Annotated in this window: 20 protein-coding genes and 1 pseudogene; 13 read left to right on the top strand and 8 right to left on the bottom strand. The window is 74.1% G+C overall.

Annotated features, from left to right (window positions below; translation table 11 throughout):
• Positions 1-232 precede the first annotated feature (232 nt).
• Complete coding sequence (locus tag AB0Q96_RS34610) at positions 233-1,390, top strand: acyl-CoA dehydrogenase family protein (protein ID WP_365332527.1); 1,158 nt, start codon at positions 233-235, stop codon at positions 1,388-1,390.
• On the opposite strand, the gene AB0Q96_RS34605 is transcribed toward AB0Q96_RS34610, so the two are convergent.
• A complete protein-coding gene (locus tag AB0Q96_RS34605) occupies positions 1,353-1,748 on the bottom strand; it encodes a hypothetical protein (protein ID WP_365332525.1) in 396 nt (131 codons plus the stop codon). The genes AB0Q96_RS34610 and AB0Q96_RS34605 overlap by 38 nt on opposite strands.
• A gap of 181 nt (positions 1,749-1,929) precedes the next feature.
• Here AB0Q96_RS34605 and AB0Q96_RS34600 point away from each other — a divergent pair, with 181 nt between their 5' ends.
• Together AB0Q96_RS34600 and AB0Q96_RS34595 are read left to right on the top strand one after the other, a co-directional pair.
• On the top strand, positions 1,930-3,051 hold the full coding sequence (locus AB0Q96_RS34600) for a hypothetical protein (RefSeq protein ID WP_365332523.1): 1,122 nt from the start codon (positions 1,930-1,932) through the stop codon (positions 3,049-3,051).
• 14 nt (positions 3,052-3,065) lie between these two features.
• A complete protein-coding gene (locus AB0Q96_RS34595) occupies positions 3,066-4,166 on the top strand; it encodes a phosphotransferase family protein (RefSeq protein WP_365332521.1) in 1,101 nt (366 codons plus the stop codon).
• A gap of 3 nt (positions 4,167-4,169) precedes the next feature.
• On the opposite strand, the gene AB0Q96_RS34590 is transcribed toward AB0Q96_RS34595, so the two are convergent.
• Entirely contained in the window at positions 4,170-4,538 is a 369-nt protein-coding gene (locus AB0Q96_RS34590; RefSeq protein ID WP_365332519.1) for a hypothetical protein, read from the bottom strand.
• 223 nt (positions 4,539-4,761) lie between these two features.
• Here AB0Q96_RS34590 and AB0Q96_RS34585 point away from each other — a divergent pair, with 223 nt between their 5' ends.
• From AB0Q96_RS34585 to fxsA, 4 genes are all read left to right on the top strand, one after another.
• Positions 4,762-5,202, top strand: coding sequence for an Lrp/AsnC family transcriptional regulator (locus tag AB0Q96_RS34585; RefSeq protein ID WP_329418887.1), 441 nt, complete (start codon positions 4,762-4,764; stop codon positions 5,200-5,202).
• A gap of 67 nt (positions 5,203-5,269) precedes the next feature.
• Positions 5,270-6,880 carry an amidohydrolase gene (locus tag AB0Q96_RS34580; protein ID WP_365332517.1) on the top strand — a complete coding sequence of 537 codons (1,611 nt, stop codon included), beginning with the start codon at positions 5,270-5,272 and terminating at the stop codon, positions 6,878-6,880.
• Between the two features lie 402 nt (positions 6,881-7,282).
• The gene (locus tag AB0Q96_RS34575; protein WP_365332515.1) at positions 7,283-8,062 is read left to right on the top strand and encodes a polyprenol monophosphomannose synthase; all 780 of its coding nucleotides are present in this window, start codon (positions 7,283-7,285) and stop codon (positions 8,060-8,062) included.
• A 47-nt stretch (positions 8,063-8,109) separates the two neighbouring features.
• Positions 8,110-8,703 (top strand): FxsA family membrane protein, encoded by a 594-nt coding sequence (gene fxsA, locus AB0Q96_RS34570; RefSeq protein WP_365332514.1) that lies wholly within the window; start codon positions 8,110-8,112, stop codon positions 8,701-8,703.
• A gap of 188 nt (positions 8,704-8,891) precedes the next feature.
• Here the strand turns inward: fxsA and AB0Q96_RS34565 are convergent, their stop codons facing one another.
• From AB0Q96_RS34565 to AB0Q96_RS34550, 4 genes and pseudogenes are all read right to left on the bottom strand, one after another.
• Entirely contained in the window at positions 8,892-9,266 is a 375-nt protein-coding gene (locus AB0Q96_RS34565) for an RNA polymerase-binding protein RbpA (protein WP_015032218.1), read from the bottom strand.
• 255 nt (positions 9,267-9,521) lie between these two features.
• On the bottom strand, positions 9,522-10,850 hold the full coding sequence (locus AB0Q96_RS34560) for an MFS transporter (RefSeq protein ID WP_365332593.1): 1,329 nt from the start codon (positions 10,848-10,850) through the stop codon (positions 9,522-9,524).
• 136 nt (positions 10,851-10,986) lie between these two features.
• Positions 10,987-11,751: a glycerophosphodiester phosphodiesterase gene (locus AB0Q96_RS34555; RefSeq protein ID WP_365332512.1), complete on the bottom strand. Its 765-nt coding sequence runs from the start codon at positions 11,749-11,751 to the stop codon at positions 10,987-10,989.
• A 221-nt stretch (positions 11,752-11,972) separates the two neighbouring features.
• A pseudogene (locus AB0Q96_RS34550) lies at positions 11,973-12,578 on the bottom strand (hypothetical protein); the annotation flags it as partial.
• A 114-nt stretch (positions 12,579-12,692) separates the two neighbouring features.
• On the opposite strand from AB0Q96_RS34550, the gene AB0Q96_RS34545 reads away from it, so the two are divergent.
• Positions 12,693-14,192: a PLP-dependent aminotransferase family protein gene (locus AB0Q96_RS34545; protein ID WP_365332510.1), complete on the top strand. Its 1,500-nt coding sequence runs from the start codon at positions 12,693-12,695 to the stop codon at positions 14,190-14,192.
• Between the two features lie 81 nt (positions 14,193-14,273).
• Here the strand turns inward: AB0Q96_RS34545 and AB0Q96_RS34540 are convergent, their stop codons facing one another.
• Positions 14,274-15,911, bottom strand: a complete 1,638-nt coding sequence (locus AB0Q96_RS34540; RefSeq protein ID WP_365332508.1) for a hypothetical protein — start codon at positions 15,909-15,911, stop codon at positions 14,274-14,276.
• A gap of 37 nt (positions 15,912-15,948) precedes the next feature.
• On the bottom strand, positions 15,949-16,143 hold the full coding sequence (locus tag AB0Q96_RS34535) for a hypothetical protein (RefSeq protein WP_046907412.1): 195 nt from the start codon (positions 16,141-16,143) through the stop codon (positions 15,949-15,951).
• Positions 16,144-16,437: 294 nt separating this feature from the next.
• On the opposite strand from AB0Q96_RS34535, the gene AB0Q96_RS34530 reads away from it, so the two are divergent.
• The 5 genes from AB0Q96_RS34530 to AB0Q96_RS34510 all read left to right on the top strand — a co-directional run bounded on the left by AB0Q96_RS34530 (position 16,438) and on the right by AB0Q96_RS34510 (position 21,904).
• Positions 16,438-16,836, top strand: a complete 399-nt coding sequence (locus AB0Q96_RS34530) for an ankyrin repeat domain-containing protein (protein ID WP_365332506.1) — start codon at positions 16,438-16,440, stop codon at positions 16,834-16,836.
• Positions 16,837-17,078: 242 nt separating this feature from the next.
• Positions 17,079-18,500 (top strand): HEAT repeat domain-containing protein, encoded by a 1,422-nt coding sequence (locus AB0Q96_RS34525; protein WP_365332504.1) that lies wholly within the window; start codon positions 17,079-17,081, stop codon positions 18,498-18,500.
• A gap of 139 nt (positions 18,501-18,639) precedes the next feature.
• The gene (locus tag AB0Q96_RS34520; protein ID WP_365332502.1) at positions 18,640-19,773 is read left to right on the top strand and encodes a glycosyltransferase family 1 protein; all 1,134 of its coding nucleotides are present in this window, start codon (positions 18,640-18,642) and stop codon (positions 19,771-19,773) included.
• Positions 19,770-20,933, top strand: a complete 1,164-nt coding sequence (locus AB0Q96_RS34515; protein WP_365332500.1) for a glycosyltransferase — start codon at positions 19,770-19,772, stop codon at positions 20,931-20,933. The genes AB0Q96_RS34520 and AB0Q96_RS34515 overlap by 4 nt, the downstream gene beginning before the upstream one ends.
• Complete coding sequence (locus AB0Q96_RS34510) at positions 20,930-21,904, top strand: SGNH/GDSL hydrolase family protein (protein WP_365332498.1); 975 nt, start codon at positions 20,930-20,932, stop codon at positions 21,902-21,904. The genes AB0Q96_RS34515 and AB0Q96_RS34510 overlap by 4 nt, the downstream gene beginning before the upstream one ends.

The raw sequence follows: 21,904 nt of genomic DNA, 5'->3' as shown, positions 1-21,904 counted from the left end.
GCCGCCCTCCCTCCGTCGTGTCGGCGCGTGTCGCTCGGGCTGCGGAGCGTAGGGACGGGCGGCACAGGAGTCAACGGATGCGGCGGCCCGCCCGCGGCCCGCCCGCGCGCCGGGTGGGGCCGGCCCGTCGCGGGCGCACTCCACCCGCCCCGGCCGTTCCCCGCGCGCCCCGCCCCGTACGGGGGCAGCATCGGCAGTGACGAACGCGCCCGAGAGGGAGGAGTACGCCGCCATGTCCCCCGTGGAACGCCGGCTGCCCACCGAGGAGGCCCGGGAGCTGATCGCCCTGGTCCGGGAGATCGCCGAGCGGGAGATCGCGCCGCGCGCCGCCGACGAGGAGGCGGCCGGGCACTTCCCGCGCGAGCTCTTCTCGCTGCTCTCCGCCTCCGGCCTGCTCGGCCTCCCGTACGACTCCGCGTACGGCGGCGGGGACCAGCCGTACACCGTCTACCTCCAGGTCCTGGAGGAGCTCGCCGCCGCCCGGCTCACCGTGGCCCTCGGGGTCAGCGTGCACAGCCTGTCCTGCCACGCCCTCGCCGCCTTCGGCACCGGGGAGCAGCGCGCCGCCCACCTGCCCGCCATGCTCGGCGGGGGACTGCTGGGCGCCTACTGCCTCTCCGAACCGGCCTCCGGCTCGGACGCGGCCTCGCTGCGCACCCGGGCGGTGCGGGACGGCGAGGAGTGGGTGCTCGACGGGACCAAGGCGTGGATCACGCACGGCGGGATCGCCGACTTCTACACCGTGCTCGCCCGGACGGGCGCGGCGGGGCCGAAGGGGATCACCGCGTTCCTGGTGCCGGGCGACGCGCCGGGGCTCGCCGCCGCCGTGCCCGAGCGCAAGATGGGCATGAAGGGCTCGCCCACGGCCCAGGTGCACCTGGACGGCGTCCGCGTCCCCGACGCCCGGCGGGTCGGCGCGGAGGGGCAGGGCTTCACGATCGCGCTGGCCGCACTGGACTCGGGGCGGCTCGGCATCGCGGCCTGCGCGGTGGGCCTGGCGCAGGCCGCGCTGGACACGGCCGTGGCGTACGCGCGCGAGCGACGCCAGTTCGGGCGTCCGATCGCCGATTTCCAGGGGCTGCGTTTCCTGCTCGCGGACATGGCCACCCGGGTCGAGGCGGGCCGTGCCCTCTATCTGGAGGCGGCGCGGCTGCGCGACGAGGGCCGGCCGTTCTCGCAGCGGGCGGCGATGGCGAAGCTGTTCTGCTCGGACGCGGCGATGCGGGTGACGACGGACGCGGTGCAGGTGCTCGGCGGCTACGGCTACACCGCGGACTTCCCCGCCGAGCGGTTCATGCGCGAGGCGAAGGTGCTCCAGATCGTCGAGGGCACCAACCAGATCCAGCGCATGGTCATCGCGCGTCACCTCGCCGGACCAGAGTCCCGCTGACGCGTACGGTGCGGTCCGCCCAGACCGGCCCGGCGGCGAGCCGGGTCCACTCCTGGTCGCGGTGGCCGGGCAGGGTCCTGCCGTGGCTGGCCCAGAGGCTGAGCACCGCCTGGTAGATCGGCGGGTCCGCGGGGACCGGCAGGGGGACCGGCGCGGGCACGGGCGCGGGCGCCGCTGCCGGGTGGGGCGCGGGGGCGTGCTGGAGGGTGGGCGCGGGGGCGTGCTGGAGGGTGGGCGCGGGGGCCGGGTGCGGCACGGGGGCCGCCTCGGGAAGCGCGTGCGGAACCGATTCTTCAAAGTGCGGCTCGGACTGGCGGTGCCGGCCGTATCCGCTGGGTGTCGTATACAGCGTGGTCATACCGGGACCAACGCCCCCGCCGTACCGGCGGTCACCGCCGGGCCGTGTCGAGCGGGAGTTCGACACGTCCCCGGGCGCGCGGGGCCCGGTCTCCGGCGGCGCATCGGGAGTGCACGGCTCTGGTCCCCGGCGCGATTTCTGACGTACCGTCAATTCCCGCTCGCCGCCCAGGAGGTAACACGTGTCAGACGACCGGCCCGTCGCACTCGACGAGTACCCCGTGCACCAGGCACCGCTCTCGATGAAGCACCACGTCAGCGGTGACCGGAACGTCTACGACCGGTGCATCTTCCACGTCTTCGACCACCAGGGCCGCGCCCTGCTCATCGCCGGCCTCGGCGTCTACCCCAACACCGGGGTCGTCGACGCCTACGCGACCCTGCGCACCGGCGACCGGCTGCACGCGGTCCGCGCCTCCGACGCCCTCGGCGACGACCGGATGAACCTGTCCGTCGGCCCCCTGCGCATCACCGTCGACGAGCCGCTCCGCCGGCTGACCCTGCACTGCGCGCCCGACCCCGAGGACCGCGAGGGCCTCTCCTTCGACCTCACCTGGACCGGGGACTTCCCCGCCGTCTGGGAGCCCCACCACACCCAGCGCCGGGGCGACCGCCTCACCCTGGAGGGCCGCCGCTTCGTCCAGGCGGGCCACGTCACCGGCACCCTCCGCGCGGGCGGCGAGGAGTACGTCGTCACCGAGGGGGAGTGGACCGGCACCCGCGACCGCAGCTGGGGGGTGCGCCCGCTGCCCGGCGAGGAGCCCGGCCGCGCCGACGAGTTCCGCCCCGAGGGCTTCCACTGGCTCTGGATACCGATGCGCTTCGAGGACCGCTTCGTCATGGTCGTCGCCCAGGAGGACGCCGACGGCTACCGCACCCTGAACGAGGCCCTGCTGGTGCGGAACGGGCGGCGCGACACCCAACTCGGCTGGCCCCGCACCGACATCACGTACCGCCCGGGCACCCGCGACCCCGAGCGGGCCGTCGTCCACGTCACCGACCCGGCGGGCAAGCCGCTGGAGATCGGTGTCGAGATCCTCGCCTCCTCGCCACTGGCCGTCGGCGCCGGATACCCGCCCGCCACCGACTGGCAGCACGGCAGCTGGCAGGGCCGCGCGTGGACCGACCGGCGCGTCTACGACCTCTCCGACCCGGCCGCGCACCCCATGGCCGCGTACGGCGTCACCGACCACGCCGCCCGCTTCACCCTGGACGGCCGCACCGGCTACGGCATCTTCGAACACGGCTCCTTCGGCCGCCACGACCCCAGCGGCTTCGCCGACCACACCTCTACCGCCCCCTGAGCCCGAGGAGTCCCATGGCCACCGCGCCCCGCCCCCGCACCACCACCCGGGACCCCGAGGAGCTGGGCCGGCGGCTGACCGCCTGGCTCGACGAGCGGCTCCCCGGCGCCCGCGTCCACGGCCTGGCCGTGCCCGGCTCCAACGGCATGTCCAGCGAGACCCTGCTCTTCGACCTCGACCACCCGGACGCCCCGGTCCGCGGCTGCGCCCTGCGACTCGCCGCCGACCCCGCCGCGTACACGGTCTTCCCCGTCTACGACATGGCCCGCCAGCACCGGGTGATGCGCCTGGTCGGCGAGCACACCGACGTCCCCGTGCCGCGGGTGCTCTGGCTGGAGGAGGACCCCGGGCCGCTCGGCGCGCCCTTCTTCGTGATGGCCCGCGCCGAGGGCCGCGTCCCGCCGGACGTCATGCCCTACACGTACGAGGGGAACTGGCTGCACGCGGCGGACGACGCCGAGCGGGAGCTCCTGGAGGCAGAGTCGGTCGGGGTCATCGCCCGGCTGCACGAGCAGTTCCCCGCGAAGGAGGCCGAGTTCCTGCTCCCGGACGGCGCCGGCAGCCCGCTGCGCCGCCACGTCGACGCGCAACGGGCCTACTACGCCTGGGTGGTGAAGGGCCTGGCCCCCTCACCGCTCATCGAGTCGGCCTTCGACTGGCTGGACGCGCACTGGCCCGCCGACGAGGGGCCCGCCGTCCTCAACTGGGGTGACGCCCGCATCGGCAACATCGTCTACGACGGGTTCACGCCCGCCGCCGTCCTCGACTGGGAGATGGCGGCCTGCGCCCCGCGCGAGGTCGACCTCGGCTGGACGGTCTATCTGCACCGCTTCTTCCAGGACCTGACGGTGAGCTTCGGGCAGCCGGGACTCCCCGGTTTCCTGCGCCGCGAGGACATCGAGCGGCGCTACGCGCGGCTCACCGGGCACACCCCGCGCGACATGGAGTTCCACACGCTGTACGCGGCGCTGCGGCACGCGATCGTGATGCTCAGGATCGCCTACCGGCAGGCGTACTTCGGAGAGGTGGAGGTGCCGTCCGACGGCCAGGGCACGGACGGTCTGATCCTGCACCACGCCACCCTCGCGGCGATGGTGCAGGGACGCTACTGGTGAGGGTCAGGCCGCGCGGCGCAGCTGCGACGGCTTGATCGGACGCGAGCCCGGACCGCCGACGTGCGAGAAGGGCTGCGTGCGCCAGTCCAGCCCCTGGGGGAGCGTCAGGAGCAGGGCGGTGTCCTGCTCCTGCACCTCCAGCGTCTCGTCCGCCGGGCGGGCCTCTGCGGCGGACCGGCCCGTGCCGGTGCAGACCGTGAGCACGAAGGGGTTCCACGGCGTCGGGCACAGCGCGTGCTCCGGGAGCACGTCCTCGTCGGCGAGCAGCGCGATCGGCTGGACGCAGTCCGGGCAGATCACCCGGAACATCTCAAAGGTGTCGTACGCGTCGAGCTCGTCGGACATGTCGACGGAATCAACAGGCTCCTGCATGGAGATCTCCCCCTTGGACGGGTCGGCCGGATCTGAGTGGCCTCGACCACAGCAAGCAATTCCCATGCGGCCCGCCGCATAACCGTGAGCTCCTGTCCGAGCCCCGCCAAAACCTGTGGCGTTCGTCACATGCCCGTCGCAGGTGCCCCGTGGATGCCCAAAGTCAGGCATAAGGGCAGGCCCCGGCTGTGCTCCGGCTCCCTCGGGGCCGTAGGGTCACCGCATGGAGGAGCTGGATCGTCAGATCGTCGAGTTGCTCGTCAAGGACGGGCGCATGAGCTACACCGACCTGGGCAAGGCCACGGGCCTGTCCACCTCGGCCGTACATCAGCGCGTCCGGCGCCTGGAGCAGCGCGGAGTCATCCGCGGCTATGCCGCCGTCGTCGACCCGGAGGCCGTCGGCCTGCCGCTCACCGCCTTCATCTCGGTGAAACCGTTCGACCCCAGCGCCCCCGACGACACCCCCGACCGGCTCGCCGACATCCCCGAGATCGAGGCATGTCACAGCGTCGCCGGCGAGGAGAACTACATCCTCAAGGTGCGCGTCGCCACCCCCCTGGAGCTTGAGCACCTGCTCAGCCGCATCCGCTCCCAGGCGCACGTCTCCAGCCGCACGACCGTCGTCCTCTCCACCCCGTACGAGTCCAGGCCGCCGCGCGTCTGAGCCCGGAGCCGCGCCGGACCCGAACCCGCTGGTAAGGAAGGCGTCCGCGACGGCCTAGCCTGGTCGCATGAGTGCGTACGAACACCGCACCGTGCTGCTGCGCGGTGGAGAAGTCCACAGCCCCGCCGACCCCTTCGCCACCGCCATGGTGGTGGAGCGCGGGCACGTCGCCTGGGTGGGCTCGGAGGGCGCCGCCGACGCCTTCGTCTCGGGCGTGGACGAGGTGCTCGACCTCGAAGGGGCGCTCGTCACCCCGGCGTTCGTCGACGCGCACGTGCACACCACGGCCACCGGTCTCGCCCTCACCGGCCTCGACCTGTCCGCCGCCGCCTCGCTGGCCGACGCCGCGGAGCGGGTCCGCGCCTACGCCGCCGCCCGCCCGGCCGACCGCATCCTCATCGGGCACGGCTGGGACGCCGCCCGCTGGCCGGAGCGCCGCCCGCTCACCCGCGCCGAGCTCGACGAGCTCACCGACGGGCGCCCCCTGTACCTCACCCGGATCGACGTCCACTCGGCCGTCGTCACCACCGCCCTGCTCGACCTGGTGCCCGGCGTCCGCGAGCTGACCGGTTTCCACGACGGGCAGCCCCTCACCGGTGACGCCCACCACGCCGTCCGCGCCGCCGCCTACGCCGCGCTCTCCCCGCAGCAGCGCGCCGAGGCCCAGCGGGCCGCCCGCAGCCACGCGGCCTCGCTCGGCATCGGCACCCTGCACGAGTGCGGCGGTCCCGAGATCTCCTCCGAGGACGACTTCACCGGCCTGATGGACCTCGCCCGCAGCGAGCCCGGCCCCCGGATCGTCGGCTACTGGGCCGACCTCGACGTCGAGCGCGCCCGCGCCCTCGGCGCCCTCGGCGCGGCCGGCGACCTCTTCGCCGACGGCTCCCTCGGCTCGCACACCGCCTGCCTCCACCAGCCCTACGCCGACCGCTCCGGGGCCGGCGTCGCCCACCTGGACGCGGCGGCCGTCACCGCCCACGTGGTGGCCTGCACCGAGGCCGGGCTCCAGGCCGGTTTCCACGCCATCGGCGACGCGGCCGTCGACGCCGTGCTGGAGGGCGTCCGGGCCGCCTCGGAGAAGCTGGGCCTCGCCCGCATCCGGTCCGCCCGGCACCGCGTCGAGCACGCCGAGATGCTCACCCCCGAGTCGATCGCCGCCTTCGCCGAGCTGGGCCTGACCGCCTCCGTGCAGCCGGCCTTCGACGCGTACTGGGGCGGCGACGAGGGCATGTACGCCGACCGCCTCGGCGTCGAGCGGGCCCGCACCCTCAACCCGTACGCCGCCCTGCTGCGCGCGGGCGTGCCGCTCGCGTTCGGCTCGGACAGCCCGGTCACCCCGCTCGATCCGTGGGGGACGATCCGCGCGGCCGCCTTCCACCGCAACCCCGAGCACCGGATCTCGGTCCGGGCCGCCTTCACCGCGCACACCCGCGGCGGCTGGCGCGCGGTCGGCCGGGACGACGCCGGCACCCTGGTGCCGGGCGCCCCCGCCGACTACGCGATCTGGCGCACCGGCGAGCTGGTGGTCCAGGCGCCGGACGACCGGGTGGCCCGCTGGTCGACCGATCCGCGCTCCGGAACGCCCGGTCTGCCCGATCTGTCCCCCGGTCGTGATCTTCCCGTCTGCCTGCGGACGGTCGTCTTCGGACAAACGGTGTTCGTACGGCCGAACGAGTGACGTGCGGACATTTCGAGCCACTGCTCGAAAACGTCCGGGCTCGCCCTCGACCTGCGGATCTTCGTGCACCCCGCGCGTGCGTGGGTCATCGTCGCAGGTCAAACGGGTGTTGACAGCCAACGGGCCGGGGCCGGTAGGTTCGGCACGTCCACCAAGGACGTCCGACCGGTTTCAAACCTCCACGCAGGCACCGAACGCCGCCCGCGCCTCGGGGGCGAGGGAAGGTTTTTCCGGCGGAGGGTGCGACCCGGGTGGGGCCCCGGCGTTCAGTAGACAACGGCATCGGCCGACCCGCAGCCAGCGGGTCCCGGGTCGGCCCGAAGGACGCCGGGCCCCGATCCCGCACCCGGTACGCGGGGCTCGCTATGGTGGTGGCTCGCGTTTGTATCCGAAGGGGCAGTAGTGAACGACGGTGGCCAGAGGCGTTACGGCCCGCTCGGCAAGGCCTTGGTGATCATTCCGACCTATAACGAGGCGGAGAACATCAAGCCGATCGTCGCGCGGGTGCGGGAGGCCGTACCCGAGGCGCACATCCTCGTCGCCGACGACAACAGCCCCGACGGCACGGGCAAGTTCGCCGACGAGATCGCCGCCGAGGACGATCACGTCCACGTCCTGCACCGCAAGGGCAAGGAAGGGCTCGGCGCGGCCTACCTCGCGGGCTTCCGCTGGGGCATCGAGCACGGCTACGGCGTCCTCGTCGAGATGGACGCCGACGGCTCCCACCAGCCCGAGGAGCTGCCCCGGCTGCTGACCGCCCTCAAGGGCGCGGACCTGGTGCTCGGCTCCCGCTGGGTGCCCGGCGGCCGGATCGTGAACTGGCCGAAGTCCCGCGAGTTCATCTCCCGCGGCGGCAGCCTCTACTCCCGCGTCATGCTCGACGTGCCGATCCGCGACGTCACCGGCGGCTACCGGGCCTTCCGCAAGGAGACCCTGGAGGGCCTCGGCCTCGACGACGTGGCCTCGGCCGGATACTGCTTCCAGGTCGACCTCGCCCGCCGCGCGGTGGCCGCCGGCTTCCACGTGGTCGAGGTCCCCATCACCTTCGTCGAGCGCGAGATCGGCGACTCCAAGATGAGCCGCAACATCGTCGTCGAGGCGCTGTGGCGGGTCACCGGCTGGGGTCTGAGCGCCCGCGCCCAGAAGGTCGGCAAGCTGCTCGGCCGCGGTTCCGCGAGCTGATCTTTCCTTTACGACGTTCCGGCGGGCCGCCAGGCACACTGGGGAGCATGACGACCGGCGCAACGCCTCCCCTCGCCCCCAAGCGCTCCCGCGCGCGTACTTTCCTCCCGCTGGCCATCGCCGCCTGGCTGGTCCTGGAGATCTGGCTCCTGACGGTGGTCGCGAACGCGGCCGGCGGGCTCACCGTCCTCCTCCTGCTCGTCGGCGGCGCCGTGCTCGGCGCCACCGTGATCAAGCGGGCGGGGCGGCGCGCCTTCGCCAACCTCACGGGGACCTTCCAGAAGGCCCAGGAGGCGGCCCGGACGGGCGCGGTGCCCACGGAGGCCGACAGGAAGGGCGTGGAGGACCGCAACGGCTTCCTGATGCTCGGCGGGCTCCTCCTGATGATCCCCGGACTGCTCTCGGACGCGGCCGGACTCCTGCTTTTGATCCCGCCGGTGCGCTCGGCGCTCGGGCGGTACGCGGAGAAGGCCGTGGAGCGCCGGATGAGCGCCGCTCCGCAGGGAAGCCTCCAGGACGCCTTCCAGCAGGCCCGTATGCACCGGCCGGACGGGAAGGTCGTCCAGGGCGAGGTCATCCGCGAGGACGCGCCCCAGGGGCCGGGGGAGCCCCACGCTCCCCGGCCGCCGCTGATGCCTTGACCGACGCCCTGAGGTGACCGGCTCCCGCTGCCGCCCTGAACGGGCGGCGGGGGTACCGGGACATCGGGCGGCGGGGATACCCCGACACGGAGCGGCGGGGATACCCGGACACGGAAACGCCGAGGGGCCCGGTACACGAAGTGTGTACCGGGCCCCTCGGCGTTTCTCTCAGGCCGTGCGGCAGTCCGTCAGGCGGACTTCCGGCTGTCGCGCGGATGCACGGCGATGTTCATGGCGCCGGAGCGCAGGACCGCCAGCCTCTCGGCCAGCACTTCCTCCAGCTCCTCGCGGGTGCGCCGCTCCATGAGCATGTCCCAGTGCGTACGCGCCGGCTTGCCCTTCTTTTCCTCGGGGCCGTCCCCGTCCACCAGGAGAGCCTGGATTCCGCAGACCTTGCATTCCCACTCCGGCGGAATTTCCGCCTCGACCGAGAAGGGCATCTCAAAACGATGCCCCTTCTCGCATGCGTACTCCACCGCCTGGCGCGGGGCCAGATCGATGCCGCGGTCGGTCTCGTAGCTGGTCACCACGAGGCGCGTGCCGCGAAGAGCTCGCTCACTCATGAATCGTGCCTCCCGGGCTTGTCGCCCACAGGACAGGTGTCGCTGTCGTCGTCATCCGGTCAACGTCCGGTCGGCGGTAAAGATTCCCGTTCCGGGTCATGCGTCGCCCGTCGTGCCGCCCCTTGTTCTACCCACCAGTGCCCGTTTTGTCACATCTGGCAGTAGATGTCACTCAACGTCTTCACCAAAGCAGCACGCAGTAACGGTCCGCCTGGCAGGCCAAAGGCGTACACTACCGGCCTTTCACTGCCGCGTCTAAATCCGGTCCGGTACGGGGTTCCCCGCGGCGGCCACGGCCTGCCGGATCGGCACCCTCGCGAGGAGCACGAACCCGACAGCGAAGAAGATCACCAGAGAGATGATGGCATCCCGATAGCTTCCGGTCAGCTGATACGCGAGACCGAACACCAACGGCCCCAGCCAGCTGAGCCCGCGGTCGCTCATCTCGTACGCCGAGAAGTACTCCGCCTCCTTGCCGCGCGGGACCAGATGGGAGAAGAGCGAACGGGACAGCGCCTGGCTGCCGCCCAGGACCAGACCGATCGCCGCCGCCAGGCAGTAGAAGAAGACGGGCGCGTCGGCGGGCAGGAAGTAACCCGCCGCCAGGATCGCCGTCCACACCGCCAGCGACCCCAGGATCGTCCGCTTCGCCCCGTACGAGCGCGCCATCCGGCCCATGCCGAGCGCGCCCGCGACGGCCAGCACCTGCACCAGCAGCACCGCCGTGATCAGCGTCGTCTGGTCGAGGCCCAGCTCCTCCGAGCCGTATACCGAGGCCTGCGAGATCACTGTCTGCACGCCGTCGTTGTAGATGAGGTACGCGAGCAGGAAGGAGAGCGTCAGCGGGTGGCGGCGCATGTCCCGCAGGGTGGCCCGCAGCTGCTTCCAGCCACTGCCGACGGCTCCGTCGGCCGCGCGCTCGGCCGGATCCGTACGCCGGTCGCGCAGGCGCCGCAGCGGCACCAGCGTGAAGGCGCCCCACCAGAGCCCCGCCGAGGCGAGGCAGATCCGCACCGCGGCCCCCTCGGACAGGCCGAAGGACTCGTGGCCCGAGTACACGACCAGGTTCAGCACCAGGACCAGCGCGCCCGAGGTGTAGCCGAAGGCCCAGCCGCGCGAGGAGACCGTGTCCCGCTCGTCGGGCTCGGCGATCTGCGGCAGATAGGCGTTGTAGAGCACCATCGACACCGACAGCGAGGCGTTCGCCACGATCAGCAGGAAGGCTCCCAGCAGATAGCGGTCGCCGTCCAGGAAGAACATCCCCGTCGTGGCCGTCGCGCCCACGTACGCCGACGCCGCCAGCAGCGGCTTCTTCCGCCCGGTGCGGTCCGCCGCCGCGCCGACCAGCGGCATCACGAGCACCGCGACGACGATCGAGGCGGACACGGCGTACGCGAAGAGCGAGCCGGCCCGCACGGGTATGCCCAGCGGGTGCACGAACCCCTCCGGGTCCGCCGCCGCCTTCGCCACCGTGGTCAGGTACGGCCCGAGGAAGACCGTCAGCACGCTGGTCGAGTAGACCGAGCAGGCGAAGTCGTAGAAGTACCAGCCGCGCTGTTCGCGCTTGCGCTCGGCGGCGCTCACCGGACCCGCCGGGTCGGCCGGACCGGCGGGATCGGCCGGACCGGCGGCGTGGTCGTCCGGTCGGCCCGTGTTGTCGACGTCGGTCAAGGCCGCGCCCCCTCGTTCGTCCCCGTGTGCCCCGTGGTGGTACGCGCGCTCAGACCCACAGGCCGCGGTCCGTCAGGACACCGCGCAGCGTCTCCAGATGATCGGTCATGATGCCATCCACGCCAAGGTCCAGGAGGGCGTGCATCCGGTCCGCCTCGTTCACCGTCCACACGTGCACCTGGATCCCCCGGGCGTGCGCCTCGCGCACGAAGCGGCGGTCCACCACCGGGACGCCGGCCTGCCGTTCCGGGACCTGCGCCGCCACCACGCCCGCGCGCAGCGCCGCCGGGATGCCCAGCGAACGCAGCCGCAGCCCCAGGACGCCCTTCACGCCGAACGAGGTGGCCAGGCGGGGCCCGGCCAGCCGCTGGGCCCGCGCCACCCGGCTCTCGGTGAACGAGCCCACGCAGACGCGGTCCCAGGCGCCGGTCCTGGTGATCAGGTCCACCAGCGGCCCGAGCGCGGACTCCGCCTTCAGGTCCACGTTCCAGCGCGCCTCGGGGAACTCCTCCAGGAGCTCCTCGAAGAGGGGCAGCGGCTGCTTGCCGGCCACCCGCGCCTCCCGGACCGCCGCCCAGGGCAGGTCCCTGATCCGGCCCCCGGCGTCCGTCACCCGGTCCAGGGTCGCGTCGTGGAAGGCCACGAGGACGCCGTCGGCCGTCGTGTGCACGTCGGTCTCGAAGTAGCGGTATCCGGCCGCGGTCGCGCGCCGGAACGCCTCCGCGGTGTTCTCCAGGCCGTCCGCCGTTCCGCCGCGGTGGGCGAAGGGGAGGGGGGCCGGGTGGTCGAGGTAGGGGTGGGGTACGCGAGTCACCGCCGCAGTATGGCCTGTCAGGGTGTCCGGGTGGCGACGGGAGTGGGGCCGGCGGTCCGCGGGTGGGATCCGATATCCGATCCGATGCCCGGTCCGGCGCCCGATCCGGTGTCCTGGGTGTCGGATTCCCTCTCCTGGATACCGGATCCAATCTCCTGGATACCGGATCCAACCTCCGGGACATCGGATCCAATCTCCTGGACATCGGATCCGGAATCCGCCTCGGGTATCGCGAACCGCGGCAGGAAGAACTGCGCCAGCGGGCCGATGCACAGGGCGTAGAGGACCGTGCCGACGCCGACCGAGCCGCCGAGGACGAAGCCGGTGGCGACGACGGCGATCTCGATCGCGGTGCGGACCAGCCGGATCGACCGTCCGGTCAGCCGGTGCAGACCGGTCATCAGGCCGTCGCGCGGGCCGGGACCGAGCCGTGCCGCGATGTAGAGGCCGGTCGCCGCGCCGTTGAGCACGATGCCGAGGAGCATGAGGGCGATCCCGGCGGGCAGGCCGTCCACATCGGGCACCAGGGCGAGCGTGCCGTCCATGGCGAGGCCGACGGCGAAGACGTTGGAGACGGTGCCGAGCCCCGGCTTCTGCCGGATCGGGATCCACAGCAGGAGGACGACCGCCCCGACGCCGATGGACACGACGCCGATGGTCAGGCCGGTCTTCTCGGCGAGACCCTGGTGGAGGACGCCCCAGGGCTCCAGGCCGAGCCCGGCGCGCACGAGGAGCGCCGAGCTGATCCCGTAGAGCGCGAGACCGGCGTAGAGCTGGACGAGCCGGCGGGTCAGATGCCGGCCGCGGAGGCCGGAGGCGATGGACACGGGATTGCCCCCTGGGTGGTGACCTGGGTGGTCGTGGTGGACTGGCTCATGACACTCTGTGGCGGGAGAACATGAGCCAACCATGGCCAATTCGCGGAAGGTGGACTGATTTCCATGGCCCAGTGGACTTCGGCGGTCGGGCCCGCGCAGCTCGCCCGGCAGCTCCAGGCCCAGCAGGCCCGGCCCGCCGTGCCCGGCGTCCGCAAGCCGCCCGCCTACCGTGCCCTCGCCGACGGCATCCGGCTCCTCGTCCTGGAGGGCCGGGTCCCGGTCGCCGCCCGGCTGCCCGCCGAGCGGGAACTGGCCGTCGCGCTCACCGTCAGCCGCACCACCGTCGCCGCCGCCTACGAGGCGCTGCGCGGCGAGGGCTTCCTGGAGTCCCGGCGCGGTGCCGGAAGCTGGACGGCCGTCCCGGCCGGAAACCCGCTGCCGGCCCGAGGGCTCGAACCGCTGCCCCCGGAGTCGCTCGGCTCCATGATCGACCTGGGCTGCGCGGCACTGCCCGCGCCCGAGCCCTGGCTCACCCGGGGCATCCAGGGCGCCCTGGAGGAGCTGCCGCCGTACGCGCACACCCACGGCGACTACCCGGCGGGACTGCCCGCGCTGCGCCAGATGCTCGCGGACCGGTACACCGAGCGGGGCATCCCGACCATGCCCGAGCAGATCATGGTGACCACCGGTGCCATGGGGGCCATCGACGCCATCTGTCATCTCTTCGCCGGGCGCGGGGAGCGGATCGCCGTGGAGTCGCCCTCGTACGCCAACATCCTCCAGCTGATGCGGGAGGCGGGCGCCCGGCTGGTCCCCGTCGCCATGGCCGAGGGGCTCGCCGGATGGGACCTGGGCCGCTGGCGCCAGGTGCTGCGGGACGCGGCGCCCCGACTCGCGTACGTCGTCGCCGACTTCCACAACCCCACCGGCGCCCTCGCCGACGAGGAGCAGCGCCGCGGGCTGGTGGAGGCGGCCCGCTCGGCCGGCACCGTCCTGGTGGTCGACGAGACGATGACCGAGCTCTTCCTGGACGACGACGTGACGATGCCGCGGCGGGTCTGCGCCTTCGACCCGTCCGGCTCCACCGTCCTCACCGTCGGCTCGGCGAGCAAGGCGTTCTGGGCGGGCATGCGGATCGGCTGGGTGCGGGCCGCGCCGGACGTGATCCGCTCGCTCGTCGCCGCCCGCGCCTACGCGGACCTCGGCACCCCCGTTCTGGAGCAGCTCGGCGTCAACTGGCTGATGCGCACCGGCGGCTGGGAGGAGGCCGTCGCCCTGCGCCGGGCCCAGGCGCGGGAGAACCGTGACGCCCTGGTGACGGCCGTGCGCAGGGAACTGCCGGACTGGGAGTTCGAGGTCCCCAAGGGCGGCCTGACCCTGTGGGTGCGCACCGGCGGCCTGTCCGGCTCGCGCCTCGCGGAGGTCGGGGAGCGGGTCGGCGTCCGGGTGCCGTCGGGGCCGCGCTTCGGGGTGGACGGCGCCTTCGAGGGGTACGTCCGGCTCCCCTTCACGGTCGGCGGCCCGGTCGCCGACGAGGCCGCCGCCCGGCTGGCCGCCGCGGCCCGCCTGGTGGAGGCGGGGGCCGGGGCCGGCGTCGAGGCGCCGAGGTCCTTCGTGGCCTGAGCCGTACGGGAAGAGGGCGGCCGCACCGGTGAAGGTGCGGCCGCCCTCTTCGTCGTAGGGGGTCGTCGTGAGGGGCGGGGCTCAGCCCTCCGCGGGTACGGGGGAGGGCAGCGCGGTCGTCCCGGGGTTCTTGCGCAGGGTCGGTGCCGTGTCGGCGTCGGCGTCCGGGTCCGGGGCCGAACCCGGGGCCACCTCGATCGTCGCGGTGGTGGCCGTCTGCCGCTCCGGCAGCAGCTCCAGGACGGCCTGGCGGTGCGCCTCGCTGGTCGCGTCGTCGTAGGGGTCGGGCGTGGCGGGCACCTGGAGGCGCAGCACCGGCGCCGTGCCGAGGCGGGCGTAGCCGCGGCCCGGCGGGACGTCGGGGACCGGCGTGGTGTGCGGCCGGCTGCCCAGGACCGAGGCGATCTGCTCGGGGGCGGCCGGGCCGAGCACGACCCGGGCCCGGGTGTGGGTCCGTACCGGCTCGGCGAGCACGTCCAGGCTGTCGAACTGCTCGGCGACCACGACGGTGACCTGTGCGGCGCGTCCGTGCCGCAGCGGCACCTGGAGCAGGTCCTGCGGGTCGGGGCGGCCGTCGGCGGCGGCCAGGTGGCCCAGCACGCTCGGCCGGTCGACGAGGATCCACAGCGGACGCCGGATGTCGTCGGGGGCCGGGTGGCCGGCCTGGCGGGCGCGGTTCGCGGCGATGAGGCGCCGCTCGGTCTCGTGGGCCGCCCATTCCAGGCTCGCCAGGGCGCCCGACAGCCCGCACTCGACGGCGAGCACCCCGGCCCGGCCGACGAGGCAGGCGAACTCTCCGGTGCCGCCGCCGTCGATGACCAGGACGTCGCCGTGGGGGAGCGCCTGGAGCGCGATCGAGCGCAGCAGGGAGGTGGTGCCGCTGCCGGGCTGCCCGACGGCCAGCAGGTGCGGCTCCGTGGAGCGCGGTCCGGTGCGCCAGACGACGGCCGGGGCGTCCTCGGTGCCGTCGGCGGCGCGGACGGGCACGGTCCGCTGCACGGCGTCGGCGTCGGTGAAGCCGAGCACGGTCTCGCCGGGCACGGTGACGAAGTGCTGGGCGGCGATGGTCGTGGGGAGCGCGTCGAGCACGAGCATGGTGAGCCGGTTGCCCTCCTCGTCCCAGTCGAAGAGGTACTCGCGGCCGCGCCCCGACTTGGCGTGCAGCAGCTGCTCGATGCGGGCGCGGGCGGCGGGCTCGCCGTCGGTGAAGTACGGGGGGTAGGAGATGCGGAGCCGCGTGGGGCGGCCGTCCTCGTCGAACGTGTAGTCGGCGAAGGCTTCGCTCCAGTCACCGCCGTGGGAGAAGAGCGGCTCCGGGTCGTCGGGGAGTGAGAAGTACGGCACCAGGGCCTCGTAGAGGCCCTTGAGCCGGGCGACCTCGGCGTCGTCGGGCCCGGTCTTGACGACCGGGCGCTCTCGTCCCTGCCAGGCGGCCGCGGCCATCACCCCGACGAGGGCGAGCAGCGGGCCGTACGGCATGAAGGCGACGACCAGGAGGCAGGCCGCGACCAGGAACAGCGTGGGACCGCGCCGCTCCTTGGGGGTCGCGGCCCACTTGGCGCGCGCGGTCGCGGCCAGCTTCCGCAGACCACGCGAGACGGTGATCAGCGGATGGAGCACATCGGTGGCGCTGTCGGCGGCCGTGCGCGCGATCTCTCGGCTGCGAGCGATCTGGGCGCTGCCGCTGCTCAGAATGCGGGGGAGTGGTCGCCGGGCCACGTCGTACTCCTGGAGGGGTGGAAGGGACTGGGGGGCGTCAGAACTTGATCCCGCCCAGAAGGCTGGCGAGGCTCTGTCCGCCCGCGGTGATGCTGGGGGCGATGGCGGTGCCCGCGAGGTAGAACCCGAAGAGGGCGCTGACCAGGGCGTGCGAGGCCTTCATGCCGTCCTTCTTGAAGAACAGGAAGCAGATGATGCCGAGCAGGACGACGCCTGAAATGGACAGGATCATGAGGTGTTCTCCTGGTTGAGGGGACAGTCACCATCAGTCCTTCCAGGTTCACAGCAAGTATCTATGTGACTAAAGGTGCATATGGGTGAATTGTTGGTGTTTTCACTTGACCGGCGTAGAACCGGACCTTCTTCGGGTGGCGAAAAGTCCGGATCGCGCTAAAAGGGAGCGCGTCGCGAGTGATCTTTGCCTCGATCGTGCGCGGTCATGTCCTCGACCGGGCAGTACCCTGTCGATTCACTCGTACGGCCTCACTTGCCGTGCGCAGGTCAAGAACGAGAGGTAGGCGGCACCATGAGCGAGAGCCCGACCCCGGACCCCGAGGTCGTCGAGCTGGCCTCCAAGGTCTTCGACCTGGCCCGCACCGGCGACGCCGCGGCCCTCGCCGCCTACGTCGACGCGGGAGTCCCCGCGAACCTCACCAACGAGAAGGGCGACTCGCTCGTCATGCTCGCCGCCTACCACGGGCACGCCGACGCGGTCTCCGCCCTCCTGGAGCGCGGCGCCGACGGGGACCGCGCCAACGACCGCGGCCAGACTCCGCTCGCCGGTGCCGTCTTCAAGGGCGAGGACGCCGTCGTCCGCGCGCTGCTGGCCGGCGGGGCGAATCCGGAGGCAGGGACTCCGTCCGCCGTGGACACGGCCCGGATGTTCGGCAAGGCCGAACTCCTGGAGCTCTTCGGAACCCGGTGAACACCGGTTGAACCCCAGGTGAGAGCAGCGTCGTAAATGTGGTCGCGGTGGCGAAATGGGTGGGTCATCATGACGTCGGGCCCGCAGGGGGCCACCGACGAGAGGCAGAGGAAGATGGTCACTGACAAGCGCAGGACGACGGGCGGCCCGACATGTTGCCGCACGGCCTAGGCGAACAGCCTGACCCGGTTCATCCCGGATTCCCCCCGGTCGTGTCGACAGCTTGATGTGAGGCGTCTTCCATGTTCGATCCAGTCATAGCGCCGAGCGGCACCCTGCTCGGCCTGTTGCAGAGGGGCCGCGGCGACGGCACCCTGCACGCGCTCGCAGCGCCACGTGCCGAGGCCCTCGCGGCCCTCAATGGCTGCGTTCTCGACGACCCCCGCCACGACTGGCAGGTCGAGAACCGCTCCCTCTACTACGCACGGCTCTACCTGGACCTCCACGGAGGTCTGGAGGAGATCGAGGCGCACCTCTTCGGCGCCGAGGACCGCCTCGACACCGAGGAGGGCAGGACCGGGCTCGCGCTCGCCGTCCTCGGCCACCTCGCCTCCTACGGACGCCGCGACGCCCTGCGGCTCCTGCGGCGGTACGTCACCACAGGGACCAACTGGGCCTGGGCCCTGGACGAGCTCGCGCTCCGCGACGACGACGCCGGCCTGCGCTCCCTCGCCCTGCCCGTGCTCGCCCGCTTCCCGGCCGACGCCGAGGGCGAGGCCGAGCTCGCCGCCACCGTCCGCGACGCCTTCGAGCCGCGGCCCTGGCGGCTGTGGGCCGAGGACCCGCGCGCCGCCGTGGGCGCCCGGATCAAGGCCGCCGGCGAACAGGGCTCCTTCGACCGCTGGCAGCGCCAGCTCCGCCCCAGCGGGCCCCGGCCCGGCTGGAGCGTCCAGGCCGTCCTCGACTGGGCCCAGGAGGGCCTGGAGCGCGGCGCCGAACTGCACGGGCCCGCCGCCCGCTGCCTGGCCGCCGTCGCCGCCCCCGAGGACCGCGAGCTGATCCTCGCCACAGCCCGCCGCGGCCCCGACGGCGCCCGCTGCGCCGCGCTGCACTACCTCGCCGAGGCACAGGACCCCGCCGTCCTCGACCTCGTCGAACTCGCCGCCGGCGAAGGCTCCCGCACCGTCGCCGACGCGGCCGTCGCCGCCTTCGCCCGCATGTGCGGCGAGGCCGCCGTGGACCGGGCCCGCGGCTGGATCCACCGCCCCGACGCGCTCGGCACGGCCGCGGCCGGCCTGCTCGCCTTCCGCGGCGGCACCCAGGACTCCCCCCTCGTCCTCGGCGCCCTCCGCGAGACCGTGCGTGCCCAGGGACCCGACGCGGCCGCCCTCTACCCCCTCGTCGACGGCGCCGGACGCCTCGGCATCGGGTGCGCGGCCCCCGTGCTGCGCCACATCTACCGCGAGACGGCCTCCTCCCAGCTGCGCGGCCGCACCGCCCGCGCGCTGGCCGCCACCGATCCCACCTTCGCCAACGGCTTCGCCGTCGAATGCCTGTGGGACTGCGAGGAGACCACCCGCGAGCTCGCCGCGCTCCACGCGGAGACGGGTGACGTACGCGTCGCCGAACGCCTGCGCCGGCTCGCCGCCGACCCCGCCGAGGAGGCCGAGGTCCAGACGGCCGTACGCAACCGGATAGGGCCGGACCTCGACCTCCAGGTCTGAGCGCCGAACACCCCGGGGGTGGCCGAAACGGCCACCCCCGCCGCTCCGGGCGCCGCCCGGGGCAAACGCTCATGGGACGTTCCCCGCCCGTCCAGATCCACTTTGACGGGGACACGCCGAGCGCGACGACAACACCCGTATGCGTGTCGTCATCGTCACCGAGTCCTTCCCGCCCGACGTCAACGGTGTGGCGCACTGCGCCCAGCAGACCGCGCTCCACCTCGTCCGCCGCGGCCACACCCCCCTGGTCGTCGCCCCCGCCCTTCCCGGCGCCCTCGCGGCCACCGGCCCGGACGCCGACGCGCCCTGCCCCGTCGTCCGCGTGCCGTCCCTGCCGCTGCCCGGCTATCCGCAGGTACGGGTCGCCCTGCCCAGCCGTCGGGTCGCCGCCGCCCTCGCCGCGCACCGGGCCGAGATCGTGCACCTGGCCGGCCCCTTCGTCCTCGGCGTGCGCGGCATGACGGCCGCCGCCCGCCTCGGCCTGCCCGCCGTCGCCGTCTACCAGACCGACCTCGCCGGATACGCCCGCACCTACGTGGGCGCGGGCGAGTCCGCCGCCTGGCGCAGGCTCCGCGCGGTGCACGGCGCCGCCGACCGCACCCTGGCGCCCTCCACCGCCGCCATCCGGGACCTGGAGGCGCACGGCATCGGCCGGATCCGGCTGTGGCGGCGCGGGGTCGACACCGTGCGCTTCCGGCCCGAGCTCCGCGACGAGTCGCTGCGGCGCGCCCTCGCACCCGGCGGTGAGACGCTCGTCGGCTACGTCGGACGCCTCGCCCCCGAGAAGCGCGTCGACCTCCTCGCCGGGGTCTGCGCGCTCCCCGGCGTCCGGGTCGTGGTCGTCGGCGACGGGCCCAGCGAGCCGGCGCTGCGGGCCGCGCTCCCCGGCGCCGTCTTCCTCGGCCGCCGCACCGGCGCCGACCTGGCCCGGATCTTCGCCTCGCTCGACGTGTTCGCGCACACCGGCCCGTACGAGACCTTCTGCCAGACCGTCCAGGAGGCCATGGCCTCCGGCGTCCCGGTCGTCGCCCCCGCCGCGGGCGGCCCCCTCGACCTCGTCGACCACCGCCGCACCGGCTTCCTGGTGCCGCCCGACGACCCCGGCCCGCTGCGCGAGGCCGTCGCCGCCCTCGTCGCCGCCCCCGCCCTGCGCGCCGTCTACGGCAGAGCCGGGCGCGCCGCCGTCGAGCTGCGCACCTGGGAGGCGATCGGCGACGAACTGATCGGCCACTACCGGGAGGTGCTGCGCGAGCGGACGGCGGTGGCGGCATGAGCGGGACGGGACGGGGCACCCGCGGGATGCGGATCGTGCGGCTCGCCAACTTCGTCACCCCCACCTCCGGCGGCCTGCGCACCGCGCTCGACCAGCTGGGCCGCGGCTACCGCGCCGCCGGACACGAACCCGTCCTCGTCGTCCCCGGCGACGTGGCGGGCGACCAGGACACCGCCCAGGGCAGGGTCATCACCCTGCCGGGGCCCGTGCTCCCCGGCACCGGCGGCTACCGGGTGCTCGCCGACCGGCGCCGCCTGCGCCGCCTCCTCGACGGGCTCGCCCCCGACCGCCTGGAGGTCTCCGACCGGACCACCCTGCGCTGGACGGGGGAGTGGGCCCGCCGGGCCAGGGTGCCGTCCGTGATGGTCTCCCACGAGACGGCCGACGGCGTGCTCCGCACCTGGGGCGTCCCCGAGCCGGCCGCCGTCCGCGCCGCCGACCGGCTCAACCGCCGCACCGCCTGGGCCTACTCCCGGATCGTGTGCACCACCGAGTGGGCCGAGCGGGAGTTCGTACGGATCGGGGCCCGCAACGTCGTCCGCGCCCCGCTCGGCGTCGACCTGGACCGCTGCCGCCCCGGTCGCCGCAGCGGCGTCCTGCGGGCCCGGTACGCGGCAGGGGAGCGGGTGCTGCTCGTGCTGTGCTCCCGGCTCTCCGTCGAGAAGCGTCCCGGCACGGCCCTCGACGCCCTCGCCGCACTGCGTGCCCAAGGGGTGCGGGCCCTCCTCGTCGTCGCCGGCGACGGGCCCCTGCGGGGCGCCCTGGAGCGCCGCGCCCGGGAGCTGCGCCTCCCGGTGCGGTTCCTCGGTCACGTCGCCGACCGCGAGGCCCTCGCCGACCTCCAGGCAGCGGCGGACGTGTGCCTGGCCCCCGGCCCCGCCGAGACCTTCGGACTGTCCGCCCTGGAGGCCCTCGCCTGCGGCACCCCCGTCGTCTGCAGCGCCTCCTCGGCCCTCCCCGAGGTCGTCGCCGACGCGGGCGCCTGCGCCGCCGACGAGCCCGCCGCCTTCGCCCGCGCGGTGCGCACCGTCCTCGCCCTCCCCGAGGGGCCGCGGCGGGCGACGGCCCGCGCCCGCGCCGAGCTCTTCTCCTGGGACCGCGCGACCGCCGCCTTCCTGGCCGCCCACGATGCCGCCACCCGGCTGGAGACCCCGAGATGACCACGCTCGCGGGCGCCGACGCCGCGGCGCTCGAAGGCCCCGGAACCGGGCCCCGCGCGGGCGCCGCCCCCCAACCGGTCCCCGCGCGGGGACCGGTCCGCTTCGTCGTCCTCGGGGACTCCCTCAGCGAGGGCGTCGGCGACCGGGCCGACGGACGGTGGCGGGGCTGGGCCGCGCTGCTTGCCGAGAGCCTGCGGGCCGAGGCCGGGACGACCACGTTCACGAACCTGGCGGAGAGCGGCGCGCAGAGCCGCGAGGTCGCCGAGCGGCAATTGCCCGCGGCGCTCGCCCTGGAACCGCAGCTCGCCTCCGTCGTCGTGGGCGTCAACGACACCCTCCGCCGCACCTTCGACATCGGGGACCTCGCCCGCCGCCTCGACCGGGTCTGCGCCGCGCTCACCGCCGCCGGCGCCGTCCTGCTCACCGCCTGCCTGCCGGACCCCGGGCTCATGCTCGGCCTGCCCGCGCCGCTCGCCGGCCCCCTGGCCCGCCGACAGAGGTCCGTCAACGGCGTCGTCCACGCCCTCTCCGCCCGCTACGACGCCGTCCACCTGCACCTGGACGCACCCGTCTGGACCGCGGACCGGGCGCTGTGGAGCGCCGACCGGCTGCACCCCGGGGAGCGCGGCCACCGCGCCGTCGCGGGCGCCTTCCACGGGCTCCTGCGCGACCGGGGACTCGCCGACGGCCCGCCCCCGTCGCCCGAGCCGGAACGGCCACCGCCCGGCCGTGCCGACGCGGCGCTCTGGCTCGCCACCGCCGGGACGGCCTGGGTCCTGCGCCGCTGCCACGACCTGCTGCCGCAGCTGCTCCTGCTCGCCGCCGCCGAACTGCGCCACACCGCCACCGGGACCCGCGCCCGGCTCGACGCGCGCGCCGAACACGCCCTCGCGGCCGCCCTGGCGCCCGCCGGGTCCGGCGCGCGTCCGACGGCGTCGGACGCCCTCGGAGCCGCCGCCCCGCCACAATGA

Origin of the sequence: Streptomyces sp. NPDC093111 (genome assembly GCF_040683955.1) — a bacterium.
Taxonomy (GTDB): Bacteria; Actinomycetota; Actinomycetes; order Streptomycetales; family Streptomycetaceae; genus Streptomyces.
Note: the sequence above shows the minus strand (reverse complement) of the source record. Positions and strands in the feature narration are given on the sequence as shown.